Origin of the sequence: Paenibacillus sp. 7523-1, from assembly GCF_002276415.1 — a bacterium.
GTDB lineage: Bacteria > Bacillota > Bacilli > Paenibacillales > Paenibacillaceae > Paenibacillus > Paenibacillus illinoisensis_A.
This window is the reverse complement of record NZ_NPBR01000010.1, coordinates 569,515-595,577: the sequence shown is the minus strand read 5'-3', so window position 1 is coordinate 595,577 and position 26,063 is coordinate 569,515. Positions and strand designations below refer to the sequence as shown.

Genomic DNA, 26,063 nt, shown 5'->3' with positions numbered 1-26,063 from the left:
TCTTAAGAAGTGGACTATCTTACTATAGATAGTCCACTTTTATATTTTCTAAAATAATGAGGAAAGTACTTTGGCTTTTCACATTGGTTTAATTTTGCATAAAGCATAATCCTTTCGGTCACACTAGGTTTAAAAAAGTGATAGAAGGGGTTCATGTGAACACGTTTAACTTCAGAAAACAGCTTAAAAGACGATGGCGGCGTTGGAAACGAACAACATGGATGGCTGCCTCATTGGTGGCTATTACTATCCTGGCATACAGCGGGTTGTCGATTTCATCTCACATTGAGCGGTTGTTAACCACTAACTTCAGTGAAGCCGCTACAGCCATGGCTCCAGTCGCGGAAGAACGTTCCGAAGAAGAGGTACAAAGCATATTGAGACAACTTGAATCCGAGACGGATCGTTTAACTTCTGTGGTTATGGAGACGCATTATATTTGCGGAATTGAAACAGAACAATTGGGGAAGATGGCCATACCTCAATTAAAAGTGTTACTTCAACAGCATCCGGAGTGGGAGGCTGAGGTAGTGACTACTGATACATTGCAAATCAAGAAACAAGTAGATGATCTTTCACCACTATGCAAGGAACAGGCATATATCAGCGTGGATGCGGTGGGAAATCTTAATCTTTACGAAGGTCGACCTGCAGAAGAAAAAGTAATCCGTACTTTTTTTCAAATGGACGTGGGATCGCTCGAGAGTTCTTTGCCTGAAGGGATACTGGAGCAGCTACAGCAAGGTATCCGTGTACAAGACAAGGATGAATATAATAGCGTGATTTCGACTTTTAGTGATTATGCCATTGATGGACCACATAAAGAAGAGCTTCGAAATGGCGGATGAATGGATAACATCCAAAGTGGTCATACCGAGAAGTCAATCATGGGACATCGAAAGATGTCCTTTTTGTCGTAGAAAATAACGAGTCGACAAGTACAAGCATTCGTGCAGAAAAGCCAGTATGATGCCGAACCATGCACTCCTGAGATTAGACAAAGTTTTTCCTGTCGCAGGGTCTATCTTTTGTTATAATGAAATGAACGATACATATGTTCGCTTTATTGTAAGGGAGAGATGGTTTTGCGTTTTTTGGGAATAGACCCGGGGATTGCGATTGTCGGTTTTGGATTTGTGGATAAGATCGGTAGTAAAGTGGTACCCGTACAATATGGCTGCATTCAGACTGAAGCCCATACACCTGAAGAAGAACGGCTGCTTCACGTGTATGAAGGCATGGTGCAGTTGATTGATAAATACAAACCAGATGCAGTAGCACTGGAGAAACTTTTCTTTAACAGGAATGTAACTACAGCGATGTCTGTCAGTCAGGCAAGAGGCGTTATGGTACTTGCTGCTGCTCAGAAGGGACTGCCTATAGCGGAGTATACCCCAATGCAGATTAAACAGGCCATTGTAGGATACGGTAAGGCAGAGAAACGGCAGGTGCAGGAAATGGTCAAAATGTTCTTGCGTTTGCAGGCTATACCGAAGCCAGATGACGTAGCGGATGCTCTAGCTGTGGCTGTATGTCACGCGCACTCATATACATTAAATTCCAAGTTGAATGAGGTATTGCGAAAATGATTGATTTTCTAAGAGGACAGTTTGTACATGTCGAGAATGACTATATTGTGCTTGATGTTCATGGCGTGGGATACCGTGTATTCTGTCCAAATCCGTTTGCGTTTGCGAAGCAGGAAGGCGAGATCACGGTGTATACCCATCATCATGTGCGTGAAGACGCGATGCTACTATTTGGATTTGTTACACGGGAAGAACAGCGTTTGTTCCGCAAACTAATCGAAGTATCCGGTATCGGACCAAAGGTGGCCCTGGGTATTTTGGCAGGCGGTACGCCAGAGCATGTCGTTACAGCGATCTACCAGGAGAACCTGACGTTCCTGACGAAGTTGCCGGGTATCGGCAAAAAGACAGCACAACGCATGATTTTGGATCTGAAAGACAAGCTGGATGGCTTTGGTGCAGCGGCTTATGCTACAGGCTTGTTTGCCCCACCTTCTGAGGAAGCGGGAAGCGGTTCTGCCTGGGATGAGGCTCGTGACGGTTTGAAGGCTCTCGGTTATACAGACAGTGAGCTCGATAAAGTATGGCTGAAATTGAAGAAGGATGTTACATCGGCTGATTCTGTTGATGTGTTGATGAAACGTGCGCTGCAAATGCTGTTTACGGGATAGTTAAATTTGCATATATATTATAGCAGTAGCCCGCACAAAAAAAGGTAGGGATGAACATGGATGACCGGATTATTTCCGCCAACCTGATGATGGAGGATCAGAATGTTGAACTGAGTCTTCGTCCCCGGTATCTGAATGAATATATCGGACAAAACAAGGTCAAGGAAAACTTGAAAGTATATATTGAAGCTGCCAAATTACGCAATGAAGCATTGGATCATGTGTTGCTTTACGGTCCGCCTGGACTTGGTAAAACGACTCTTGCCAATATCGTTGCCAACGAATTGGGCGTAAACTTGCGTACCACATCGGGACCGGCAATTGAACGACCGGGTGATCTGGCTGCGCTGTTGACGAATCTGCAGGAAGGCGATGTCCTGTTTATTGACGAAATTCATCGTCTGCATCGTACCGTTGAAGAAGTAATGTACCCGGCTATGGAGGACTCTGCCCTTGATATTATGATCGGAAAAGGCCCAAGTGCGCGTTCCGTGCGATTGGACCTTCCACCATTCACCCTGATTGGGGCTACAACACGCGCTGGATTGCTGTCAGCACCGCTTCGAGACCGGTTTGGTGTAATCAGTCGGTTGGAGTTTTATACCGTGGATGAGCTGGCTTATATCGTCTCACGATCTACAGAAATTTTGGGCGTTGAAATTGTTGGCGATGCTGCAGAAGAGATTGCTCTCCGTTCACGCGGGACACCGCGAATTGCCAATCGTTTGCTAAAACGGGTACGTGACTTTGCCCAGGTAAGGGGCGACGGAATCATTACCCAGGCACTGGCTGAAGAAGCGTTGAAACGGCTTCAGATTGATCCACGCGGCTTGGACGAGATTGATCATAAGATGCTTAAATCCATGATTAACAGTTTCCGCGGAGGACCCGTTGGACTGGACACGATTGCAGCAACGATTGGTGAAGAAAGTCAGACGATTGAGGATGTCTATGAGCCTTATCTTCTGCAAATCGGTATGATTCAGCGTACACCAAGAGGCAGGGTTGTTACGGATCTGGCTTATCATCATCTTGGTTTGCCTATACCACCGAAGGACGGAAAGTAATCCGGGTTTCTGAAGTTCTTAAAAAACAAATTGAAGTTTTTATGTAAACTTCCCGATATAACGTGTAGAAACAGCATGGAGAGGAGTTTGAACGTGGGGAAAGCATTACAAAAGAAGAAGTGGAGTCGGCGGTTAAAGGTACTGGCTGCTGCTCTCTTAACAGTGGGATGTCTGCAAGTGCCCGCTTTTGCTGCAGAGAGTAACGGGCAGATGATTCGGGTAGCCATGTTTGCGAATCTGGGTAGCACATATAAGTCAACAACACCTCTCATTACACTTGAATCAACCGGTAAGTGGAGCATTGGATCAGAGGGTGGGGCAGGAGTTACACTTCCTGCTGGTCAAATTCGCTTCAGTGCAGATGGCTTCCGCGTGAAAGTGCTGGAAACCGGAGACTTCAAGACTGCTGCAGCAGCAGCAAAATTGCTGCAGGCGACCAGTGATAAACCATTGCTGTTCACAACGACGCTGAGCGGTAAGGCCTCGTATCAACTATACACAGGAAATTATGCGACAGAAGCTTTGGCTACACAAGCCGTTGCACGAGTACAAAAGGTGGCAGCAGCAGGGCTCGGGGGTCAAAAACCAGTGGTAACTGGAAACAAACATTTGTCAGCTGGGAGCTACAGCTCGCTTCAGGAAGCTGAGGCTGCACAGGAATCGCTCTTAGCCGCTGGTATCAATGCCATTACCGTATTGCAGTTAAGTGGTGGTGCTCAAGGATATTCAGTATGGGTCGGGGAAGCGGTAACGGACGCCGAACTAGCAGCATTGAAAAAAACGGTGGAAGTCAAGGCACCGGGCGTGAGCTTGACGTCAGTATCTGACAGCAATGTGCTCATGATCCGACAGGATGCGGGACTCAGCACAGATACGCTGAAAACTGCTCCACATTACACGATTGCAGGCAGTGAAGCAAAAGCTTATGTGCAGGGTGATGGAAGTGGGATTAAAGTGTTGGAGCGTTCCGCACGGACATACCGGGGGGACATGGAAGTTAGTATCGTAGGCGGAGATTTGGCTTTGGTCAACGTTGTTCCGCTTGAGCAGTATCTATACTCGGTAGTAGGAGCTGAAGTATATTCATCCTGGCCGGCAGAGGCTCTGAAAGTTCAGGCCGTCGCAGCTCGTTCTTATGCACTTCAACAGGGAGAGCGATTCAAAATCGCCAATGTTGTGGATACGACACTCAGCCAAGCCTATAACGGAATAGGCTCGGAGAACGATAAAGTAACAAGCGCAGTAGATGCAACAGCAGGTGAAGTTATCAAAAGCGGCGGTAAAATCGTTGAAGCTGTGTTCTCTTCCAATGCTGGGGGCCAAACGGCTCACCCTTCCGAAGTATGGAACGGGGGCGCAGGAGTATTCAGTAATGTGGAAAGCCCTGGAGATGCGTCAGCTCAGGCAGGTTTACACACATGGTACCATGTACTACTAAGCTCAGGGGTTAGTGGATATATCCGTGAGGATAATGTAAAAGAATTGACGACTAAAACAGAAGCAGGATTGTCCAAAGTCACAGTCACTGCCCAAAACACCAACGTACGTCCCATTCCACTGATTCAATCCACGGTTGAACCGGTGGCCAAAATGAACCCGGGCACCGAGGCTGTTGTTTTGGCGAAAGTGGCTCAATCCAATGATTACGCGTGGGTAAGAGGACCATTTACCTCTGCTGCGTTGGTTAAAGCGTTACAAGGGAAAACAACGACCACCGTTCCGGCATCCATCTCTACCTTGGAAGTCACAAAGCGTGGACCTTCAGGTAGAGCTCTTGAAGTGAGTGCGAATGGACAACCTATGACAGTCAAATATGCAGATACATATCGTTCTGCACTTGGAGGATTGCCGAGTACTTTATTTGATATTGCAGGGACCGGAAGTTATACTGTATTAGGCGCTGACGGGCAAACCTCAAGCAAAACCGGATCAAAAGGTGCTGCTGTGTTGTCCGCTTCTGGAACGGGAACATCATCCGGTAATGCTCTTATCGTTATGAGCGGGGATGGTCAAGCCAGAGCAGTAACCGAGGGTCAAACCTTCATGTTTATCGGCCAAGGTAATGGTCACGGATTGGGCTTGTCTCAATGGGGAGCCAAAGGTATGGCAGATGAAGGGTATGATTACCAGACAATATTGAAACACTATTATCAAAATGCGACTATTGTTAAGGAATGAATTGAAAATGAATGTGAACTTATATGATTTTGAATTACCAGAGCAGTTGATTGCACAGACGCCTTTGCTTGATCGTACGGCATCGCGCCTGCTGACATTAAACAAGGAGAACGGTGAGGTTAACCATCGCTCGTTCCCGGATATCATCAATTTTCTAGAGCCTGGCGACACTTTGGTATTAAATGACACACGGGTACTGCCAGCGAGACTGTTTGGTACAAAAGAAGATACCGGAGCCAAAGCAGAGGTACTCCTGCTGAAAAATGTGGAAGGTGACCGCTGGGAAGCTCTTGTCAAACCAGGGAAGAGGCTGAAAGCCGGTTCAGTTATTGTATTCGGTGATGAACTTAAGGCTGTCATTGATGAAGAAGGCGAAATGGGTGCACGTACACTCACATTCTCCTATACTGGAATCTTCCAGGAGATCCTGGATCGCTTGGGCGAGATGCCATTGCCTCCTTATATCAAAGAGACTCTGGATGATCGTGAAAGATACCAGACGGTGTATGCAAAGCACGAAGGATCAGCAGCGGCTCCAACAGCCGGGCTGCATTTTACGGATGAGCTGCTGGATCAGATCCGTGCCAAAGGAGTTAATGTTACTTTCATTACGCTTCATGTTGGACTCGGAACGTTCCGCCCAATGTCTGTTGATGTTGTGGAAGATCATGAGATGCACGAAGAGTATTACTCCATGTCTCAGGAAACGGCGGACCTTATCAATGAAACGAAGAAACGCGGTAACCGTGTATTTGCAGTAGGAACGACGAGCTGTCGAACGCTTGAAACGGTTGGCAGCAAGTTTGAAGATGGAGAGCTTCAGGAAAGCAGCGGCTGGACCAAAATCTTTATCTACCCAGGTTATACCTTCAAAGTTATTGATGGCATGCTTACAAACTTTCATTTGCCGAAATCGACACTTGTTATGTTAGTTAGTGCACTAGCAGGCAGAGAACATATCATGCATGCATATGAGCAGGCGATTCAAGAGAAATACCGCTTTTTCAGTTTTGGCGATGCCATGTTAATCTATTGATTCACAAAGGGCATACTGAGGCTAACGATTAATTTTAGAGGATGATTAAAACCAATGGCAGCAATAACGTATGAACATATCAAAACATGTAAACAATCCGGTGCGCGTCTGGGACGTGTACATACACCGCATGGTATTATCGAGACACCAACCTTTATGCCTGTTGGTACACAGGCGACTGTAAAAACAATGAGTCCTGAAGAGTTGAAGGAGATGGATGCACAGATTATTCTGAGCAATACCTATCACCTGTTCCTCAGACCAGGACACGAGATTGTTCGCCAGGCTGGCGGTCTGCACAAGTTCATGAACTGGGATCGGCCGATTTTGACGGACAGCGGCGGGTTTCAGGTGTTTTCCCTTAGCGAGATGCGTAAGATTACGGAAGAAGGCGTTCATTTCCGTTCCCACCTGAATGGCGACAAGAAGTTCCTTTCACCTGAGGTTGCGATGGAAGTTCAGAATGCACTCGGTTCCGATATTATGATGGCATTTGATGAATGTCCTCCGTATCCGGCTGAATATGAATATGTAAAAAAATCACTCGAAAGAACGAGCCGCTGGGCGGAACGCTGCCTCGAAAGTCATGCTCGTCCGCATGATCAAGGCCTGTTTGCTATCGTACAGGGAGGCATGCACGAGGATTTGCGTCGTCAGAGCGCCGCAGATTTGACTTCCATGGATTTCCCGGGGTATGCTATTGGTGGACTGAGTGTTGGAGAGCCGAAACATTTGATGTATGGCGTATTGGATTACACAGTACCGCTGTTACCTTCCAATAAACCACGTTACTTGATGGGAGTAGGTTCGCCCGATGCATTGATTGAGGGATCGATTCGTGGAGTGGACATGTTCGACTGTGTACTGCCTACCCGGATTGCCCGTAACGGAACAACAATGACAAGCCAGGGACGACTCGTTGTTCGTAACGCCAAGTTTGCAACAGATTTTGGTCCACTGGATCCTGAATGCGATTGCTATACTTGTCGTAACTACTCCAGAGCTTACCTGCGTCATTTGATCAAAGCGGATGAAACATTTGGCTTGCGTTTGACGACCATTCATAATCTTCATTTCTTGCAGAATTTGATGCGCAATGTGCGCAAAGCCATAATGGAAGATCGTTTGCTTGATTTCCGTGATGAATTTTTCGATCAATATGGTCTTCACGACAATGACAAAGGTTTCTGATCAGGTTTTGCAGAACCGGAGAAACAAGCAGTACTTGAAAGTATAGTCGATAAGGGGGAGTTTTGAATGTTTCAGGGAATGCCTTTAACAGCAACGCAAGGCGGTGGAATTGTTTCTTTGATTGTACCTTTGGTACTCATGGTTGCGATTTTCTACTTCTTGATGATTCGTCCACAGAACAAAAAGCAAAAGCAGCGTAATGCAATGCTGAACCAGTTGAAAAAAGGCGATAAAATTGTAACGATCGGTGGCCTTCACGGTACAATCGCTGAAATTACGGATGATGTTGTTGTACTTCGTGTAAACGATGTAACTAAGCTTACATTCGACCGTAATGCAATCAGCAGTGCAGTGAGTCGTGAAACCGCTGTTGAATAGATTGTAGTTTGTTGCAGAGAACCGGATCTCCTTTGGAGGTCCGGTTCTCTTTTTCTTTTTCTCTGAATGGTCATAAGATTCAAACTTTCTACGATCTGTGTGTATTCACCCCGAAAATTCCTCCCAGTGCAGAAATCAGAAATGCACTTGCAAGCTGCAGACTGTCTTTCCAATTGAATGAAGCATCCAAAGCGAGGAAACCAATAAGCAATACGATCAGTCCATAAATGATACCGGTTAGACCTCCATGGTACCAGCCTTTTTCGCCAGACCGTTTTCCCGCTACAAATCCTCCAACCAGCAAAGACAAGCCATGAACGACATACGTGTAAAGCGAAAGTTCTTGCTCACGCATGCTGCTCATCCAGAGAAAGAGAGAGAGGATCAACGCTCCCAGTAACATCCACACAAATGCATGGCAGAGGCCCGACAAAATCGGGTTGGACATTCGAAACGAAATCACTCGGCGAATCAGCTGCATGAAGCAACCCCCTTGTACAAGTTTGAAATTAATACATTGTATGGTCAAGCCTCTGTAGTTATGAACTGTATTTTCCATTAAATGAACAATCAAGATTCGCATGAGCCTATCTGGTTCCGGTCAAAATAGGGATTACGCTTCAGGTATCTGTTTTTGTAAATCAGATGTGAAGGAGGGACCATGTTATGAATTTTTCGGATATAGGTGCACATATTTTTCGAACGATTCTCATGTATTTTATCGTCTATGGAGCCATTCGGGTTATGGGGAAAAGGGAAATAGGCAAGCTGTCCATGTTCGATCTGGTTGTGTCCATTATGCTTGCCGAGATAGCAGCATTTGTTATTGAGGATACAGATAAACCGTTGTCTCACGGCATTGTGCCGATGGTGACTGTACTTGTTGTCCAGATTGGCATGGCTTTTCTAAGTCTCAAGAGCCGTCGTTTACGACTCATGATTGATGGCAAACCGACGGTACTCATTTCCAAGGGGACACTGCATCGGGATGAAATGCGCAAACAGCGGTATAATCTGGATGACCTGCTGCTGCAGTTGCGTGAACAGAATATCGATAGTATTGGTGAAGTCGAATTTGCCATTTTGGAAACGACCGGGAAATTAACGGTTATCCCCATGGATAACTCTTCTTCGGGCCAAGGATACAGTTCATCGCAAAATAATATGAAAAAGCCCAGGCAGGACAAGATCGATGGCTTTCAAAATATTAAATATGAGGGTCTCCCCCTGCCGTTAATTATGGACGGAAAGGTCCAAGATCAAAATTTGGAGCTGATCCAGAAAACACGTTTTTGGCTGAAAAATCAGATTCAACAAAAGGGTGTGCTTGATTTTAAGGAAGTATTTATATGCTCCATCGACCACAACGGCAAAGTATTCGTAAGTTTGAAGGATGATAAAAAATAGCGACAGCGAAGTACCTTACTTACGAGAACGCCGTTGGAACCAAGAACCGATGATCGGCATCCGGGAGAGATCATGAAAATCAATCATACGGGTCATACCCATGACGATAAAATAAACAATGAGACCAGCACAAGGAGCAAGGATCATTCTCAGCCAAAAAGGTAGCAAGACAGCTGTATGTTCATATACCATTAGTGTTGCTGCTCCCATAATCACCATGCCGGTGGCTGTTTTGACCCAGTCCATCAATTTAAACCGGAATTGAAGCAAATTACGTACACTTCTGGCATGTAAAAGAGTAACGACAGTCGAGTTCACACAGATGGCAATCACTGCACCGAAAATGCCGTATTCAGGTTTGGATGCTAGCAGCAAAATCAAAGTGATTTTAATGACCGCACCGATAAATGTATTGAGAAGAGCCTTTCCTGGACGATCGAGTGCCTGCAGAGCAGCTTGAAGAGGTGCCTGAATGTAGATAAACAAGGCAAAAGGAGCCATAAGTTTAAGCATGCTTCCAATCGATGCATCATTATACAGTACTAAACACATCGGTTCGGCAAGCACATACATAAAAACAGAAAAAGGGGCACCTGTAACGAGGGCAAGCCGCAGTGCCTGGTGCATTCGTTTATGGATGAGCGCTCGATCCCCCTGTGCGGATGCTTCAGACAGGGAGGGAACAAGTGATGTGGCAAGTGATGAAGTGAGCGCACCCGGCAGGAGCAGGAGCGGAATGATCATGCCTTGTAACGCACCATATTGAGCGGTCGCCAGTCCACGGGATATGCCTGCAAGAGCCAGACTCTGAGCGGTGACAATGGTTTCAGCAAGGTAGGAGAGTGAGCCTACTAGGCGGCCTGCTGTTACGGGTACAGAGATGGCCAGGAGGCGTCTGATCAATCCTGTTTGTGATGCATTTGAATCAACGGGTAGTGCGGGTGAAGGCATATTAGCATTTGGTGGGATTAGATGATTGGAGCGCACAGGATCCTTTTTATGTCTGTTATAATTCCATAGAAGTACAAGCATGCCGACAAACTCACCGACGAGCGCCCCGAGCATGGCCCCTGCTGCTGCCTGGGCAATACCTTGTGGGAGAAGCAGCCAGGAAAACCAGATCACGCAAATAATGCGTACAATGGTTTCCGTAATGGAGGAAGCGGCAGTGGGAATCATATTCTGCTTGCCCTGAAAATACCCACGATACACTGCGGATACGGCTATAATCGCAATCATCGGACTCATGCTTACAAACGTATGATACACCCTCTCATCCGTCAGAACATAACGTGTAACCCACGGGGCAAAGACAATGCACAGAAACATGAAAACTACGCCCAAGGTCAAGGTGAAGCTTAGACTAATCTGTAATATGCGCTGGGGAGAATAGCGGTTGGCCCCTGTATCTGCTTCGGCAACGAGTTTGGCAACGGCGAGCGGGATGCCTCCGGTAATTAAAGTGACGAGTACGATGAAGAAAGGATAGCTCAGCTGATACAAACCAACCCCTTCTGCTCCGATCACGCGAGGCAGCACAATACGGGGGATAAAACCGAGAATACGATTAATAATGCCTGCGGCTAGCAGGATCATGGCTCCCTGAATAAATGTCTGTTTCTTCAAAACTACCCCTCTTTCCCGGTTGAAAGTAACAGGTCTCGTAAACGGGACAAAGCCGTTGTCCTTCATCCTATGCCAGTCCACTGTCTTCTCATGACAACTTGGACTTCATTAACAAAAAGATCCAGATTGGGCAAGCAGGAATATGAATGTATGAAGTCGAATCATGTAATATTGATGCCGCATAAAGGCTTGTGCGTAAGAAGGGAGGCGCTCCCCGCTTGGAAGAAATGAACGATATGGAACTGGAAGAATCCATTGAGATGTTATGTCGCAGCAAGGCGGAGGAATTAAGGCTTGTCGGGTACGAATATGTGACCAGCAAAGATGTCTGGAATTGCGTTAGTCATAAATATGAAAAACAGGGCATTCCACCGCTTCACCAACTGGTGAACGACATTTTGTCACTGAAAGCAACAAGCTTTATGAACTTTATGACCGTTTCTGCATACCGGGGATCCTCTTTCTAACGAAAGGGATCTTTTTGTGTTGGAAATTGACTGCTTTTTACGGCATCGCTATAATAGGAATATTGAGAATGAAGGGGGATCTAGGAACGGCATGAAGAGAATTGTCAGTTTCATTCTGGTCGTGCTTGTGACCACAGGAGTCATGTTGGGCACAAGTCCGGGCCTGCTCAAGAATATTCGCTTGGGCCTCGATTTAAAGGGAGGCTACGAGATCTTATATGAAGCAGAGCCGCTGGAACAAGGGCAGCAAGTTACCAAAGCCTCTTTGGTACAAACTGCAAGAAGTCTGGAGAGCCGTGCCAATGCGCTCGGAACAAGCGAGCCGGAAGTAACCACAGAAGGAACCAACCGGATTCGTTTGAAATTGGCTGGTGTTACAGACGAGGAAGAAGTTAGAGCCAAAATGAAAGAACCTGCCGTCCTGACTTTCCGTAGTAAAGGAGAGAATGACAAGGAAGGCGAGTATACGAAGATTGAGCTTCGAGGAAACGAATTTGTTGAGAACGGCGCAAAAGTGACTTTCAATCAACTGAATGAACCAATGATTGATATCCAGGTCAAAGATAAAGCGAAGTTCTCGGAAGTTACCAAACGTCTCATCGGACAACCTCTTGCCATCTATCTGGATGATCAGCTGCTCTCTGCCCCAACCGTACAACAGCAATTGACGGACGGTTCGGCACAGATTACTGGTAATTACACACGTGAGGAAGCGAATCAACTGCGTGACACCATTAACCTGGGTGCACTTCCTCTGAAACTTACAGAGAAATACTCGCAAAGCGTTGGAGCAACGCTGGGTAAATTGTCTCTCGACCAAACGATTAAAGCGGGCTTGATCGGTTCCGTTATTATTTTAGTGTTCATGATTGGTCTGTATCGCATTCCGGGAATCATCGCAAGCTTTGCCTTGATTACACATACGTGGCTGGTACTCGCAATCTTCTATATGGGCGAATTTGTACTTACCCTTCCGGGTATTGCTGCATTTATCCTGGGTATAGGGATGGCGGTTGATGCCAACATCATCACGTACGAGCGGATTAAGGAAGAAATGCGGAGTGGTAAATCGATCCTGTCGTCAGTCAAGGCGGGAAGCAAACATTCCTTCCGTACCATTATCGATTCCAATATCACAACCATCATTGCTGCGGCCGTTATGTTTTTCCTGGGTACAGGTGCAGTCAAAGGTTTCGCGCTCGTGCTGATTTTTGACATCGTCACCAGCATTATCACGAATATTTTCTTCTCCCGCTTCCTGTTGACCCTGCTTGTGCGGGCTAACGTGTTGAAGAAGCCTAAGTACTTCGGAGTGAAGGAGAGTGAAATTCGTGCGCTTTAATTGGAACTATGATTACATTAAAGGCAGTAAATTTGCCTACACGTTCTCCATTATTTTGACTTTGGCAGGGATTATCAGTTTGTTCTCCCTTGGATTAAATTATGCGGTTGATTTCCGCTCAGGTTCGAATGTGGACATTACCGTTTCCAAGGCCATTACTTCAGAACAAATTACTCCGATAATCCAAGACATTGGTGTCAATGAAGGCGATGTAAATATTACACCAGGTGCCGACCGAGTTAACGTTCGTTTCTCCAACGTATTGGATGAGACACAAGAGAGCAAGTTCAAAGAGGAGTTCACCAAGCTGGACCCGGAGGCTTCTTATGAAGTCAATACCGTTGACCCGGAAATGGCCAAAGAACTCGAACGTAATGCAATCTATGCGGTCCTCATCGCAAGTATCGGGATCATGATCTATGTTGCAATCCGTTTTGAGTGGCGTTTTGGACTGGCAGCCGTTATTGCGCTCTTCCATGATGCATTTGTCGTCATTAGTGTGTTCTCCATCTTCCGTTTGGAAGTGGATCTGACTTTTATTACCGCTGTACTGACGATTGTCGGTTTCTCCATTAATGATACCATTGTTATTTTTGACCGTATTCGGGAAAACCTGCGTTTCGCCAAGAAAACAACAAAAGCCGACTTGCGTGAAGTGGTTAACCGCAGTTTGTCTCAAACGATGACACGCTCATTGAACACGACATTTACAGTGTTTGCGGCATCCATCTGTTTGTTTATCTTCGGTGGAGAGTCCATTCGCATGTTCTCGCTTGCGATGGTAATCGGGACACTGTTCGGTGCATATTCATCCATCTTCATCGCTGCACCGCTGTGGCTGGTTCTCAAAGGAAAACAAGTGGACAAGCCGAAAACGGCAGCCAAAGCATCCAACTAAACATCTTATTTGCAAGCCGCGTCTGTCAGGCGCGGTTTTGCAACTTTACGTACAGGATTAAGGGGGAATTTCCATGACCAGAGAACGTATTCCAGCTGCTCAAGCGGCAACGTGGAGTGGTATTGCCGGGAATATGACACTTGCAGTGATTAAGGCTGGCGTCGGTTATATGGCGAACAGCAAATCGCTGCTTGCCGATGGTCTGTATTCTGCCTCGGAAGCTGCTTCCTCACTGGCAGGTCTCTTCCCCTCGAAGTCTGTACAGGATAGGAACAAAGCTCGCAGGGAAAAGGCCAGAGAGCATTCGCGCATGGCGAGGCCCGGGATTACGGTGCTACTGTCCGTCCTGATCCTTATGGGAGGCCTTCAGATTGCAATCTCTGCTCTGACCGGACTGACCGGGGATGAGCCTGGCGAATCGGCAAAATACGATCATGCACTTATTGCAGCTTTTGCTGCACTTGCTGTGAAAGAAGCTATTTTTCAATTTCAATATCGATATTACCGCAGGCGGAATCAGTCGCAGGCACTGTCCTATGCTCAGGAACATCGCCGTGCGCTCTATTGTTCTCTCACCGTACTCGTAGGCATTGCAGGTTCTATGGCTGGTGAAACGATGGGGATTCATGTTCTGCTGTATATGGACCCAGCGGCTGCACTTATTGCTTCCTGCTTCGTGCTTCATAAGGGTTACCGTATGATTGTAGACACCGTCTATGGCTCGCTTGTTCAGGAACTGGAACAGGAAGAGGCCATGGATTTTAAGGAAACGGTACAACGGGTTTATGGTGTTATTACGATTGAGCATCTGACTGCTCGGGAACAGGAACATGCTGTAACCGTTGAACTGGTCATTAGTGTGAATCCGAGAATTTCGGTGCTGGAAGCACAGGAAATAGCTAATCGGGCCAAGACCTTGCTGTTAACCCGGTTTAGTCATGTAAAAGAAGTACAGATCCAGGCTATCCCTTATGATCCGGGATATCCATACAAATCCAATCATGAACTGCCCGATCATGAAGCGACATTAATTCAGTAATGAAGCGCGGGTCCCGTAGATCAGGAAAGGAGCGTTATCATTGCTTTATTCGCAATACCGGTGGAACACACCGAATATCGATTTGGAGGCGGCTGCGGGACTCTCGCAGGCGCTTTCCGTTTCAGCACTTGTTGGACGTTTGCTGGTTAGCCGGGGAGTCCATAATGAAACTGAGGCAGAGCGGTTTCTTCATCCGGATCTGGGGCAGATGCATGATCCTTATCTGCTACGGGGCATGAATGAAGCTGTCCCCCGTATCCGGCTTGCGCTGGAGCGTGGTGAACATATTTTAATTTATGGAGATTACGATGCAGATGGTGTGTCCAGTACTTCGTTAATGATCCATTTAATGCGGCATCTTGGGGCATCCTATGATATCTACATCCCTCATCGGTCCAATGAAGGCTATGGATTGCACAATCATGCGCTGGACTGGGCCCATCAGCAAGGGGTTACTCTAATTATTACGGTCGATACAGGAATCAGTGCGGTGGAACAAATTGCATATGCGGCAACACTTGGAATGGAAGTCATCGTAACGGATCACCATGAACCGCCTGAGACTCTTCCAGAAGCGTTTGCTTTGATTAATCCCAAACTTCCCGATTGTCCCTATCCTTTCAAAGGCTTGGCCGGCGCGGGAGTAGCCTTGAAACTGGCCCAAGCCCTGATCGGTGAGGTGCCTGGTGAATGGATGGAGATTGCTGCCATTGGCACCGTCGCCGATCTCATGCCGCTTGAAGGAGAGAACCGGGTTATTGTCAGTTATGGCGTTGAGTCCATGCGGGGATCACGTCTTCCAGGTGTAAGTGCGCTGCTTGAAATTAGCGGCGTGGATCAAAGCCAGGTCACCTCGGTTAATATTGCCTTTGCAATGGCTCCCCGCATTAATGCCAGTGGTCGTTTGGATCATGCAGGAAGAGCTGTTTCGCTTCTTACAACCGAGAATCTGGATGAGGCTCATATGCTTGCAGGTCAACTCGATTTGTTAAATCGGGAACGGCAGCAGGTCGTTGAGGGCATTGTCCAGGAAGCCAGCGCGCAGTTGGAGCAAAAAATTCAGCTTCGTTCCGGCAAAGTTCCCGATGTGATTGTTCTCGCGGGAGAAGGCTGGAATGTGGGGGTTGTGGGCATCGTAGCCTCCAAAATACTGGAACGCTATTATCGTCCGACGCTCATCTTGGGAATAGACCCCGAGACGGGTGTATGCAAAGGCTCTGCCCGCTCCATTGATGGCCTGGATATCTATGAGGCACTCACCGCTTGTAAACATACAATGGACCACTATGGTGGACATCCGGCAGCTGCAGGCATGACCCTTCATCAGGATCAGCTGGAAGAGCTGGAGTCAGGGTTGAATGAGTTTGCAGCCTCCGTTCTGACGGAAGCGGATTTTATGCCTGAGCGACTGGCAGACGACGAGTGTAGAATTAGTGACGTGCCGCTGAAAGTCATTCAGGAAATCGACAGACTTCAACCTTTCGGCATGAGCAATCCTTCGCCTCGTTTTGTTTTGAGGAATGTCATGGTAAAAGAAACACGAACGATGGGCCGGGAGAAACGGCATCTGAAACTGGTTCTCGAACAAGACGGGCAGCAGCTCGAAACGGTTGCCTTTGGCAAGGGAGCTTTAGCCGAATTTTTACCTGTGGGAACTCTTATTGATGTAATGGGCGAATTGTCCATCAATGAATGGAACGGGATGCGCAAACCGCAATTGATGCTTCAGGACATTCATGTTCCACACGCGCAAGTCTTCGATCTGCGTGGGAATGCTGATCCACTAAACGCGATGAAACAGTTTCTTGGTTCACTTGAAGTGCATTTAAGGTATACATCTGGCTCAATAGGTGCGATTGTCCGGAAGGATATCGATGTTTCTGAGGGAAATTCATTGTATGAACCGTGCCTTTGGGTATATGATAGAAAGGTCGGGTTATTTCCGCATAATGCTGCTGCACAGCATTATGGACAGGAACAGGTCCGGACGTTATTTGTGTTTGATACGCCGGAAACCCCGGAACAACTTGATGCCATGCTGACCATGTTCAGCGGAGCCGAGAATATCATCCTTCTGCACGGATCAGGCAACCGCCGAGATCGCCTTCAGATGCCTTCCAGAGACCTCTTTAAGCGTATTTATATGCTGGTGTCGAAATGGAGAGCTGAACCGGTAGAGGAACAAGAGATGACTCCTGTGCTCAGTCGTCAGTGTGGATGTTCGCCGCGTATGATTACCATGATGCTGGATGTGTTTGAAGAGTTATCGTTCATCACCCGCAAGGATGGCAAAATATCGTTTGTGGATAACCCGCCCAAACGCGATCTGGCCTCGTCCCGTCATTATCAGGCACTGGAAAATATGGCCGAGACAGAACAGGTACTGCTGGATGCATCTACACCGCAGCTGACACAATGGATGATATCCCGGATGAAGGGCGTATCTTAGATGGAAGTTGTGTATTTATTTTAGGAGGAGATTATTTTGGATTTTAAAGAGTATATTCGTGTCATTCCTGACTTTCCACAACCGGGAATCAGCTTCAAGGACATTACGACATTGTTGAAGGATGGAGAAATGTACCGCAAGGCAATCAATGAGCTGAAAGTAATGGTTTCTGATCTCAAAATTGATGTCATTGCTGGACCTGAAGCACGTGGTTTCGTTGTGGGCGCCCCTCTGGCATACGCTCTTGGTGTCGGCTTTGCTCCGATTCGCAAAAGTGGAAAACTGCCTGGAGAGACGATTGAAGTAGGTTATGATCTCGAATATGGCAAGGATACACTTGCGATGCATACCGATGCAATTGAAAAAGGACAAAATGTCCTGATTGCTGACGATTTGCTGGCAACGGGTGGAACGATTGCAACTTCCGTTAACCTGATTGAACAATTGGGAGGCAAAGTTGTAGGTGCAGCATTCCTGATTGAGCTGTCTGACCTGAATGGACGTGCCAAATTGCCGGAGATCGATGTATTTACGTTGATGAACTACTAAGATCCCTGCATGCGTGCTGTCTTATCACTTTAAAGTGCATCTCCCGTTTCCCGGGAAATAATATACAGCATTAATGATTATTAAAAAGCCTGTTTTCTCATTTCCTAAGAATTGAGAAAGCAGGCTTTTTGGTATCTATTTTTGTAGGTAACCCCGAATGCGGATGATTACGATCCGACCAAGGACATTAGTCGGGGGTTTTCTCAGTCAGGGGTTGTTTTTCCGATTGGTCATTAGACCATCCGAGTACTTCGAACAATTTGAACAACAGGCTCAGCAGGATACCGACAATGGTAGCCAGTGCCATTCCTTTCAATTGTACTCCGTAAATGGATACTTGAGTTCCGCTGAGTCCGATGACAAGCACAAGCGTTGTCAGGAGCAGGTTGGTTGGCTTCGCAAAGTCCACCTTTTGCTCAACGAGGATACGCAGACCGGATGCGGCAATGACCCCGAACAGAAGCAGAGATACTCCACCCATAACAGGTACCGGAATGTTAGCAACAAGCGCCGAGAATGTTCCTGAGAAGGAGAGCACGATCGCAATGATGGCTGCTCCACCAATAACGTAGGTGGAATAGACTCTTGTAAGTGCCATAACACCGATATTTTCACCATAGGTTGTATTCGGCGTGGATCCAACAAAACCGGAAAGTATAGTGGAAACTCCGTTTCCGAGCAGGGAACGATGGAGACCAGGGTCTTTGGAGAGATCCTTGCCTACAATGCTGCTGGTTACAAGCAAATGTCCGATGTGCTCTACAATAACAACGAGAGCTACGGGCAAAATAGTGAAGATAACGGACCAGTCAAACGTAGGCGTCGTGACTGTTGGCATGGAAATCAAATTAGCACTTGCAATCTTTTCTGTTTCGACTGCATCCATAAAGTACCCAAGGACATATCCGGATACAATACCGATCAGAATGTGAATGATTTTGGGGAATCCTCGGAAGGTTACGGCTCCGATAACAGTGATACCGAGAGTTACCATGGATAAAATAATGGGCTTGGCCTGAGGAACCCAGTTGGGGTTGTTCACAGGGTCAGAATTGATCAGCCCAGCCATGCCGGCTGCAACAGGCACGAGTTCCAAACCGATCAGGGCTACGATGGCTCCCATGACTGCTGGAGGGAACACAACATTAATCCAGCCCGTCCCGGCATATTTGATGATAAGAGCGACAAGACAGAATACAATGCCTGTTATAATAAATGCTCCGAGGGCCATCGAGTAGCCGTTACCCGGATGCGATTCTATAACAAATGTAACGGGCGCGATAAAAGCAAAGCTGGAACCCAGGTATGCTGGTATTTTGCCTTTGCACATCAATATGTAAAGCAATGTTCCGATACCGTTCATCAACAGGATCATGCTTGGATCAACCCCGAACAGATTGGGTACAAGCACAGTGCTGCCAAACATGGCAAACAAATGCTGCAGACTGAGCAGGGAGCCAGATCCTAGTGGCATCTTCTGATTAACCTGAATTTCGCGTTGCAATGAACATTCATCTCCTTTTCCGAAACACAAATCTTCAATAGATTACAGAGTTTCTCTTAATTAAGCAATAACATTTTTTGCGATTTGGCTTCGAATGTACGTTTTTTAGCAAATATTGATTCTATTTCGAATATAAATGGCCATAATATTTAAGATAAAGGCACGGTTTAATCCCGTTAAGCGGATTATGGAGATATGGATGGGCCAGTCATAAATTCTTTTAAAAAATTGGATATACGCTCTTATTCGCCAGCAGTTGACGGGAAACGGGCGAAGCGTCATAATTATAGGAAATTACTTTTACGGGGAACCTGTGTTGATGCATTTGTCACGGGTTCCATTTTGTATAGAAAGGACACGGAACAGATCAGAATGGGCATAGAGCAATTACTCGAGAAGGCCGGAGCTTATATCAAAGAACCCGATCTGGTGCGCATACGTGAAGCTTACGAATTTGCTGATCAGGCCCACCATGGACAGACGCGTAAATCGGGAGAACCGTATATCCTGCATCCGCTTGCGGTTGCCGACATTGTTGTGAACATGCAGATGGACTCCATCTCCATTATTGCAGCGCTTCTTCATGATGTTGTAGAAGATACTACGGTATCGCTTGAAGAAATCCGCAATCACTTCGGCAATACGTGTGCCATGCTTGTTGACGGCTTGACGAAGCTGGAACGTATTCAGTTCCGCTCCAAGGAAGAGCAGCAGAACGAAAACTATCGTAAAATGTTCATCGCCATGGCGCAGGACATCCGTGTCATCGTTATCAAATTGGCTGACCGCCTGCACAATATGCGGACACTCAAATTCCAATCGGAAGAAAGCCAGCGCAGGATTTCTTATGAGACGCTGGAGATTTTCTGTCCCATTGCCAACCGTTTGGGTATCTCTGCGATCAAATGGGAAATGGAGGACATTGCTCTCCGTTATTTGAATCCGCAGCAATACTACCGTATTGCAAATCTGATGCACAAGAAGCGTGCAGAACGTGAGCAGTATATCGATACGGTGATGGATGGAATTACGACCAAGCTTGATGAGATGGGAATTCAGGCAGATCTGTCTGGTCGTCCGAAACACATTTACAGTGTGTTCAAAAAAATGACAACGAAGAACAAGCAGTTTAACGAAATCTACGATCTGCTTGCGATTCGTATTATTGTGGATAATATCAAAGATTGTTATGCTACCCTCGGCATTATACACACATTATGGAAACCAATGCCTGGGCGTTTCAAGGATTACATTGCAATGCCTAAGGCTAACATGTACCAATCGCTTCATACAACGGTGGTTGGCCCGAATGGGGAGCCGACTGAAGTTCAGATTCGGACATGGGATATGCACCGTACTGCCGAATTCGGGATTGCGGCCCACTGGGCCTATAAGGAAGGTGCAGCAACCGGAAATAATTTTGAAGATAAAATTACGTTTTTCCGGGAAATTCTTGAGCTTCAAAATGAAGCGCAGGATGCATCTGAATTTGTCGAATCCCTTAAGATGGATTTCTTCTCTGATTTGGTATTTGTATTTACGCCAAAAGGTGAAGTCATTGAGTTGCCTACAGGTTCCGTGCCGCTCGATTTTGCGTACAGAATTCATACCGAAGTGGGTAACCGTACGATTGGTGCCAAAGTCAACGGTCGCATCGTGCCACTTGACTACCATCTGAAGACTGGAGATATCATTGAGATACTTACGTCCAAACATTCATATGGTCCAAGTCAGGATTGGCTCAAAATTGCGAAATCATCCCATGCGAGGGCCAAGATCAAGCAGTGGTTCAAGAAGGAACGCCGCGAAGAAAACGTTGAAAAAGGCCGCGAAAGCTGTGAGCGCGAGCTGAAACGTATGGGGCTTGATCCTTCTGCGTGGATGACGGATGACAAATTGATGGAAGCATGCAAAAAATATGCGTTTAACGATATTGATGATATGCTTGCAGCGGTTGGATTCGGTGGTATTACTGCTGCACAGATCGTGACCAAAGCAACCGAGAAATTGCGCAAGGAACAGGAAGAGTCGAGCCTGCTCGAATTGAATTCCGAAATGCGGGAGCTGAAGCCTGCACCTGAACGCAAGAATCGTCCTACCAACGGCATTCGTGTCAAAGGCATCGATAATTTGCTCGTTCGCTTTGCACGCTGTTGTAATCCTGTCCCGGGTGATGACATTATCGGTTACGTTACGCGCGGTCGTGGGGTATCCGTGCACCGCAGCGACTGTCCGAACATTCCTTCAAGCGGGGATGGAGAGGAAGCAGCACGCGTCATTGAGGTGGAATGGGAAGAAAATATTGAGGCCAACTACAGTGTCGATATTGAGATTACCGGACATGATCGCAATGGACTGCTCAATGAAGTGCTTCAGGCCGTTTCCGAAAGTAAAACAAATATATCTGCCGTCACCGGACGGACAGACAAAAATAAATTAGCATTGGTGCACGTTACAATCCTGATCCGCAATACAGAGCATCTGCATTCTGTCGTCGAACGGATCAAACGGGTAAAAGATGTCTATTCCGTGCATCGGATTATGCAGTAAGGAGCCGGTCAGATGAGAGTGCTTGTACAACGTTGCAAAGAGGCTCAGGTTACAGTTGGTGACGAAATAACGGGACGGATTGAATCCGGGGTCATGCTGCTCGTAGGTATTACTCATGAAGACACGGAGAAAGATGCGGTGTACCTCGCAGACAAGGTGGCAGGACTTCGAATTTTCGAGGATGATCAGGAAAAGATGAATCTTAGCCTGATGGATGTGGGTGGCGCAGTCCTTTCGGTCTCGCAATTTACTCTATATGGCGACTGTCGCAAAGGGAAACGCCCGAGTTTTGCAGCTGCAGCCCGTCCAGAAGCAGCTGAGGTGTTATATGAGACCTTTAATCAACTATTGAGGGATAAAGGCCTTCAGGTGGAAACAGGGAGATTCGGAGCCATGATGGATGTGTCCTTCACCAACTGGGGTCCCGTGACTTTAATGTTGGAGAGCCCTATCCGTCAGGAAGCACGTGCATAATTCACCTGGGATCAGGCCATAATGAGGGATAGTTCTAGTACTAGCATATGCTGATCAAAGGAGTATCTCTCACTATGCGTCAATCTGCCAAGATAACTCGTTCCCGTATGGAACCACTGCTCATTCCCGGGAATCTGTATGAGTCGCTAAAGTTGGCTCGCGCAGCTTCTGAATGCGTGGCTACGATCTGGTCTACCCAGGATTCGGACAAGGGGGAACAGAGTCACCTGCCGCGTGCCTAGTTATGATGAGAGAAAAGCTGTAAGCAAGCAGTCATTTTATATGCCCAAAGCTTACTCGTATAGCAGCAAAGCCGAAAGCCTTGATTCGATATTCGAATCTGGGCTTTTTTATGTGTTTTTGTTTCCGTGTTGGGAAGAGACTCAATTATCAATTACTTAAGCTGTTATAAACAGCTGCAGTTAGGGTAATAACAACACGAGGCACAGTATCGTGCCGAGGTTCAGGGTTTGTACATGGATTTACTGAATTTGTAGATTACTAAGTTCTGCAAAACCCGAATATGAAAAGATTTTTCGAACACGGAAAGGAGAACGTACGTTATGAGTAAAGTTGCTTTTTTATTGGCGAACGATTTTGAAGATTCGGAAATGCAGGTCCCATATGATGAGGTGAAAAAAGCCGGACACGAAGTGGAAATCATCGGTTTGAAGGCAGGAGAAACGCTCAAAGGTAAAGGCGGCAAGGCTTCCTATACTTCAGACAAGGCGATTGCAGAAGTGTCAGCTTCAGATTACGACGCTGTGGTCATTCCAGGGGGATCATCTCCTGAAAATCTGCGTACGGATGCAGACATCCTTAAGTTTGTAACGGAGATCAACAGTGCGAAGAAGCCAATCGCTGCAATCTGCCATGGCCCGCAAATTCTGGCCAGCGCTGACCTGCTCAAAGGGCGAACCATTACGTCCTATCTTCCACTTAAGGATGATATGGTCAATGCAGGTGCTGAATTTAAGGATCATGAGGCTGTAGTGGACGGCAATTACATTACGTCGAGAACACCAGCTGATGAGCCTGCATTTGTTCGTGAACTGTTGAAAGTCATATAATCGGTCACGGGTAAACGATTTAACTTGTTTATCAAGTTAATCTGCAAAATACATGATGTAATTTATTCCGACAAAGGAGGGTTTGACATGGCAAAGCATATTCAGGCATATTTTCGAACCGAAGATGAGGCGGAGGGTGCTAGAACTTCACTTCAGACGTTTCGGACCGAGCATTTGGAGGTAGGACAGCTGGACAGTGCGATTGGCAGAGACAAACGCATCTTGCTACCGCTGGTGCCTTATAATACGGCGGGTGGCGCAGGTACAAATGGAGCCATGGGTGTAGGTACAGCGCCTGGAGTTCCGGCAAGTGAGAATGTAGTTCCAGTGGTTAGTAATGTGGATCGTAATGCTGACCGGGATGTACGCGACAATGTGAATGAAGACGGTGACCTGCTCAGAGCGGCAGACGTCTCCTCGGACGATTATGATGATCTGCATTATGTTTTGTCTGCCAAAGTCCAGGACGAGGATTATGATGAAATTATTCATAAGCTTCGGTCCAACAATGCCTATGTGGAAGAATTGAATTAACGTGTAGATCATGGAAGAGCCCTGTGACATCTGACTTTATTTCGTGTCAGCGCGATCACAAGGGCTCTTTTGTATTAGTTTACTTTTATATCATTAAAGCGCTATCATTTTTGTAATATTACTGTAATATTAGTTACATAAGGCTTTAACATAGGGCGTTTATAATAACAAGCATGACCCCCTTTTTTTATATATCCTTTGAGCCTGCACACCGTGTGCAGGCTTTTTTTTGCTGTCTTTTGATGTTAGCCCTTGACTTTAGTACTGCGGTTCATTACAATCAGAAAATAATATGTTGACTTTAGTCAATATCAGTCGTTTTCTTGAATTATATTACTGATTTGATGACGGGACCAAGTACTCCGTGCCCACATGAACAGAGAGGAATCCCTTGGCTGTAAGGATTCTCTTGATGAGCGGACGAATGACTTCCCCGAGAACAGACGGCGAACACATCAGAGATGATTCTGATAGCCATTAGCCGGCCTGCGCAGGACGTGCGTTACACGTAGAGCGGAACGATGGTCTGATCGGATTGCAGCAAGGCAGTCCTGCATAATCAGATGATCACCTGAACGGCGAAAGTGTCAGGAGTTCCGGAATGTGGGTGGTACCACGGGTGAATGTATAAACACAATCTCTCGTCCCTTTGTTTGCTGTATACAGCGACAGGGCGAGGGATTTTTTTGTTATATAGAGAAAATAGAGCTGGAGGGATGAAAGATGGCTTTTCAGAAACCAACGGGAACACAGGACCTGCTGCCTGGCGTAGTGGAGAAGTGGCAGTTTGTCGAAGAGAAAATTAAGGATCTGTGCCGCCGTTTTAATTATCGGGAGATCCGCACACCCATTTTTGAACAGACTTCACTGTTTGAGCGAGGGGTAGGCGAAACAACCGACATCGTTGAAAAAGAAATGTACACGTTCAAGGACAAGGGCGATCGCAGCATGACGCTTCGTCCGGAAGGAACCGCTGGCGTTGTACGTGCTTTTGTAGAGAATAAGCTCTATGGGGAGCCAGACGTAACGAAGCTTTATTATGTAGGTCCCATGTTCCGCTATGAGCGTCCGCAAGCAGGACGCCAGCGTCAGTTCCACCAGTTCGGGGTGGAGGCATTCGGAGCAGTAGATCCGGCAATCGATGCAGAGGTTATCGCTCTTGGTTATCAGTTCTGTGTGGAGCTGGGGTTGAAGGATGTCAAAGTTGAAGTGAACTCGGTGGGTAATGCGGCAAGCCGTGCTGCCTATCGTGAAGAGCTGCTGGGCTTCCTGAGACCGATGAAGGACACCTTGTGCAAGGATTGCCAAAATCGCATGGAACGCAACCCGCTTCGCGTCCTCGATTGTAAGGTAGATCAGGACAAATTTGTCGGTGCACCTTCCATTCTGGATAGCCTGGATGAAGAAGCAACGAACCACTTTGCCAAAGTTCAAGGTTTCCTGGATGATTTCGGCGTAGATTATGAAGTGAACACGCGTCTTGTGCGCGGACTGGATTATTACACCATGACAGCATTTGAATTGAAGGCACAGGGGATTGGTGCTATTGATACCGTAGGCGGCGGTGGCAGATATAACGGCCTCGTTGGAGACATCGGCGGACCGGATCAACCGGGGATTGGTTTTGGTATCGGTCTGGAACGCATTCAACTGATACTGGAACACCAAAACATTAATGTAAGTGCCCTCACTCCACTTGATGTGTACTTTGTTGCTCTTGGAGAAGCAGCAGATCGGGAAGTAAACCGTCTGTTGTTCAAACTTCGTCAGTCCGGTCTTTCGGGTGAACGTGATTATCTGGGACGCAAGATGAAGGCTCAAATGAAATCAGCAGATCGTTACAAAGCCCGTTATACGGCGATTCTTGGCGATGATGAGTTGGAACGCGGGGAGATTGCACTCAAGGCAATGGATACAGGTGAACAGCAAACCGTAAAACTGGAAGAGCTGATTGCAACCATTCAGGGAGCTAAATAAGATCGCACAAGCCAGAGTAAGTTAAATTCATTTTTATATGATCCGGCAGCCTTACGGGGCCTGGAAGCCATTCGATGTGGATTTTGTCCAAGAATGTTACAGCTCCCGTAAGTACAACGCCTTTCAA

At 46.8% G+C, this 26,063-nt stretch carries 24 protein-coding genes; 21 read left to right on the top strand and 3 right to left on the bottom strand.

All coding sequences use genetic code 11. From position 1 onward, the window contains the following. Nucleotides 1-155 precede the first annotated feature (155 nt). The 8 genes from CHH60_RS14730 to yajC all read left to right on the top strand — a co-directional run bounded on the left by CHH60_RS14730 (nt 156) and on the right by yajC (nt 8,050). The gene (locus tag CHH60_RS14730) at nt 156-848 is read left to right on the top strand and encodes a BofC C-terminal domain-containing protein (protein ID WP_095359812.1); all 693 of its coding nucleotides are present in this window, start codon (nt 156-158) and stop codon (nt 846-848) included. Nucleotides 849-1,085: 237 nt separating this feature from the next. Continuing rightward, on the top strand, nt 1,086-1,589 hold the full coding sequence (ruvC, locus tag CHH60_RS14725) for a crossover junction endodeoxyribonuclease RuvC (RefSeq protein ID WP_056701196.1): 504 nt from the start codon (nt 1,086-1,088) through the stop codon (nt 1,587-1,589). Then, complete coding sequence (ruvA, locus tag CHH60_RS14720; protein WP_095359811.1) at nt 1,586-2,200, top strand: Holliday junction branch migration protein RuvA; 615 nt, start codon at nt 1,586-1,588, stop codon at nt 2,198-2,200. The genes ruvC and ruvA overlap by 4 nt, the downstream gene beginning before the upstream one ends. 56 nt (nt 2,201-2,256) lie before the next feature. Beyond that, entirely contained in the window at nt 2,257-3,267 is a 1,011-nt protein-coding gene (gene ruvB, locus CHH60_RS14715; protein ID WP_095359810.1) for a Holliday junction branch migration DNA helicase RuvB, read from the top strand. A gap of 93 nt (nt 3,268-3,360) precedes the next feature. Further along, on the top strand, nt 3,361-5,445 hold the full coding sequence (locus CHH60_RS14710; RefSeq protein ID WP_255247934.1) for a SpoIID/LytB domain-containing protein: 2,085 nt from the start codon (nt 3,361-3,363) through the stop codon (nt 5,443-5,445). Between the two features lie 7 nt (nt 5,446-5,452). After that, entirely contained in the window at nt 5,453-6,481 is a 1,029-nt protein-coding gene (queA, locus tag CHH60_RS14705) for a tRNA preQ1(34) S-adenosylmethionine ribosyltransferase-isomerase QueA (protein ID WP_095359808.1), read from the top strand. A 54-nt stretch (nt 6,482-6,535) separates the two neighbouring features. Next, entirely contained in the window at nt 6,536-7,672 is a 1,137-nt protein-coding gene (tgt, locus tag CHH60_RS14700) for a tRNA guanosine(34) transglycosylase Tgt (protein ID WP_095289474.1), read from the top strand. 66 nt (nt 7,673-7,738) lie between these two features. Then, the gene (gene yajC / locus CHH60_RS14695) at nt 7,739-8,050 is read left to right on the top strand and encodes a preprotein translocase subunit YajC (RefSeq protein ID WP_095359807.1); all 312 of its coding nucleotides are present in this window, start codon (nt 7,739-7,741) and stop codon (nt 8,048-8,050) included. Nucleotides 8,051-8,138: 88 nt separating this feature from the next. Here yajC and CHH60_RS14690 read toward each other — a convergent pair whose 3' ends face one another. Next, the gene (locus CHH60_RS14690; RefSeq protein WP_095359806.1) at nt 8,139-8,531 is read right to left on the bottom strand and encodes a TIGR04086 family membrane protein; all 393 of its coding nucleotides are present in this window, start codon (nt 8,529-8,531) and stop codon (nt 8,139-8,141) included. 185 nt (nt 8,532-8,716) lie between these two features. Here CHH60_RS14690 and CHH60_RS14685 point away from each other — a divergent pair, with 185 nt between their 5' ends. Next, nucleotides 8,717-9,457: a DUF421 domain-containing protein gene (locus CHH60_RS14685; protein ID WP_095359805.1), complete on the top strand. Its 741-nt coding sequence runs from the start codon at nt 8,717-8,719 to the stop codon at nt 9,455-9,457. 15 nt (nt 9,458-9,472) lie between these two features. Here the strand turns inward: CHH60_RS14685 and spoVB are convergent, their stop codons facing one another. Further along, nucleotides 9,473-11,083 carry a stage V sporulation protein B gene (gene spoVB / locus CHH60_RS14680; protein ID WP_095359804.1) on the bottom strand — a complete coding sequence of 537 codons (1,611 nt, stop codon included), beginning with the start codon at nt 11,081-11,083 and terminating at the stop codon, nt 9,473-9,475. 227 nt (nt 11,084-11,310) lie between these two features. On the opposite strand from spoVB, the gene CHH60_RS14675 reads away from it, so the two are divergent. The 6 genes from CHH60_RS14675 (at nt 11,311) to CHH60_RS14650 (ending at nt 17,827) form a co-directional block, all read left to right on the top strand. Further along, nucleotides 11,311-11,550, top strand: a complete 240-nt coding sequence (locus CHH60_RS14675) for a post-transcriptional regulator (protein ID WP_095289489.1) — start codon at nt 11,311-11,313, stop codon at nt 11,548-11,550. Between the two features lie 91 nt (nt 11,551-11,641). Beyond that, entirely contained in the window at nt 11,642-12,892 is a 1,251-nt protein-coding gene (gene secD, locus CHH60_RS14670) for a protein translocase subunit SecD (protein WP_095359803.1), read from the top strand. Then, nucleotides 12,882-13,790, top strand: coding sequence for a protein translocase subunit SecF (secF, locus tag CHH60_RS14665; protein WP_095359802.1), 909 nt, complete (start codon nt 12,882-12,884; stop codon nt 13,788-13,790). The genes secD and secF overlap by 11 nt, the downstream gene beginning before the upstream one ends. A gap of 73 nt (nt 13,791-13,863) precedes the next feature. Continuing rightward, nucleotides 13,864-14,829, top strand: coding sequence for a cation diffusion facilitator family transporter (locus CHH60_RS14660; RefSeq protein ID WP_095289481.1), 966 nt, complete (start codon nt 13,864-13,866; stop codon nt 14,827-14,829). A gap of 40 nt (nt 14,830-14,869) precedes the next feature. Further along, the gene (gene recJ / locus CHH60_RS14655) at nt 14,870-17,278 is read left to right on the top strand and encodes a single-stranded-DNA-specific exonuclease RecJ (protein ID WP_095359801.1); all 2,409 of its coding nucleotides are present in this window, start codon (nt 14,870-14,872) and stop codon (nt 17,276-17,278) included. 36 nt (nt 17,279-17,314) lie between these two features. Continuing rightward, nucleotides 17,315-17,827 carry an adenine phosphoribosyltransferase gene (locus CHH60_RS14650; RefSeq protein ID WP_095289483.1) on the top strand — a complete coding sequence of 171 codons (513 nt, stop codon included), beginning with the start codon at nt 17,315-17,317 and terminating at the stop codon, nt 17,825-17,827. Nucleotides 17,828-18,014: 187 nt separating this feature from the next. Here the strand turns inward: CHH60_RS14650 and uraA are convergent, their stop codons facing one another. Then, a complete protein-coding gene (gene uraA, locus CHH60_RS14645) occupies nt 18,015-19,331 on the bottom strand; it encodes a uracil permease (protein WP_095359800.1) in 1,317 nt (438 codons plus the stop codon). A 372-nt stretch (nt 19,332-19,703) separates the two neighbouring features. Here uraA and CHH60_RS14640 point away from each other — a divergent pair, with 372 nt between their 5' ends. The 6 genes from CHH60_RS14640 (at nt 19,704) to hisS (ending at nt 25,936) form a co-directional block, all read left to right on the top strand. Continuing rightward, nucleotides 19,704-21,881 (top strand): RelA/SpoT family protein, encoded by a 2,178-nt coding sequence (locus CHH60_RS14640; protein WP_095359860.1) that lies wholly within the window; start codon nt 19,704-19,706, stop codon nt 21,879-21,881. A gap of 12 nt (nt 21,882-21,893) precedes the next feature. After that, nucleotides 21,894-22,355, top strand: a complete 462-nt coding sequence (gene dtd / locus CHH60_RS14635) for a D-aminoacyl-tRNA deacylase (protein ID WP_095359799.1) — start codon at nt 21,894-21,896, stop codon at nt 22,353-22,355. 74 nt (nt 22,356-22,429) lie between these two features. Further along, entirely contained in the window at nt 22,430-22,597 is a 168-nt protein-coding gene (locus CHH60_RS29800; RefSeq protein ID WP_153979744.1) for a hypothetical protein, read from the top strand. 321 nt (nt 22,598-22,918) lie between these two features. Continuing rightward, entirely contained in the window at nt 22,919-23,425 is a 507-nt protein-coding gene (locus CHH60_RS14630; protein WP_095359798.1) for a type 1 glutamine amidotransferase domain-containing protein, read from the top strand. A gap of 87 nt (nt 23,426-23,512) precedes the next feature. After that, the gene (locus tag CHH60_RS14625; RefSeq protein WP_095359797.1) at nt 23,513-23,959 is read left to right on the top strand and encodes a hypothetical protein; all 447 of its coding nucleotides are present in this window, start codon (nt 23,513-23,515) and stop codon (nt 23,957-23,959) included. Nucleotides 23,960-24,682: 723 nt separating this feature from the next. Then, nucleotides 24,683-25,936, top strand: coding sequence for a histidine--tRNA ligase (hisS, locus tag CHH60_RS14620; protein ID WP_095359796.1), 1,254 nt, complete (start codon nt 24,683-24,685; stop codon nt 25,934-25,936). Nucleotides 25,937-26,063: the final 127 nt, after the last annotated feature.

Bases quoted from the DNA above. Each gene is read 5' to 3' on its own strand.
- dtd (WP_095359799.1), top strand. From the start codon at position 21,894: ATGAGAGTGCTTGTACAACGTTGCAAAGAGGCTCAGGTTACAGTTGGT.
- CHH60_RS14685 (WP_095359805.1), top strand. From the start codon at position 8,717: ATGAATTTTTCGGATATAGGTGCACATATTTTTCGAACGATTCTCATG.
- ruvB (WP_095359810.1), top strand. From the start codon at position 2,257: ATGGATGACCGGATTATTTCCGCCAACCTGATGATGGAGGATCAGAAT.
- CHH60_RS14640 (WP_095359860.1), top strand. From the start codon at position 19,704: ATGGGCATAGAGCAATTACTCGAGAAGGCCGGAGCTTATATCAAAGAA.
- CHH60_RS14660 (WP_095289481.1), top strand. From the start codon at position 13,864: ATGACCAGAGAACGTATTCCAGCTGCTCAAGCGGCAACGTGGAGTGGT.
- CHH60_RS14630 (WP_095359798.1), top strand. From the start codon at position 22,919: ATGAGTAAAGTTGCTTTTTTATTGGCGAACGATTTTGAAGATTCGGAA.
- CHH60_RS29800 (WP_153979744.1), top strand. From the start codon at position 22,430: ATGCGTCAATCTGCCAAGATAACTCGTTCCCGTATGGAACCACTGCTC.
- CHH60_RS14625 (WP_095359797.1), top strand. From the start codon at position 23,513: ATGGCAAAGCATATTCAGGCATATTTTCGAACCGAAGATGAGGCGGAG.
- hisS (WP_095359796.1), top strand. From the start codon at position 24,683: ATGGCTTTTCAGAAACCAACGGGAACACAGGACCTGCTGCCTGGCGTA.
- CHH60_RS14690 (WP_095359806.1), bottom strand. From the start codon at position 8,531: ATGCAGCTGATTCGCCGAGTGATTTCGTTTCGAATGTCCAACCCGATT.
- ruvA (WP_095359811.1), top strand. From the start codon at position 1,586: ATGATTGATTTTCTAAGAGGACAGTTTGTACATGTCGAGAATGACTAT.
- yajC (WP_095359807.1), top strand. From the start codon at position 7,739: ATGTTTCAGGGAATGCCTTTAACAGCAACGCAAGGCGGTGGAATTGTT.
- tgt (WP_095289474.1), top strand. From the start codon at position 6,536: ATGGCAGCAATAACGTATGAACATATCAAAACATGTAAACAATCCGGT.
- secD (WP_095359803.1), top strand. From the start codon at position 11,642: ATGAAGAGAATTGTCAGTTTCATTCTGGTCGTGCTTGTGACCACAGGA.
- queA (WP_095359808.1), top strand. From the start codon at position 5,453: ATGAATGTGAACTTATATGATTTTGAATTACCAGAGCAGTTGATTGCA.
- CHH60_RS14675 (WP_095289489.1), top strand. From the start codon at position 11,311: ATGAACGATATGGAACTGGAAGAATCCATTGAGATGTTATGTCGCAGC.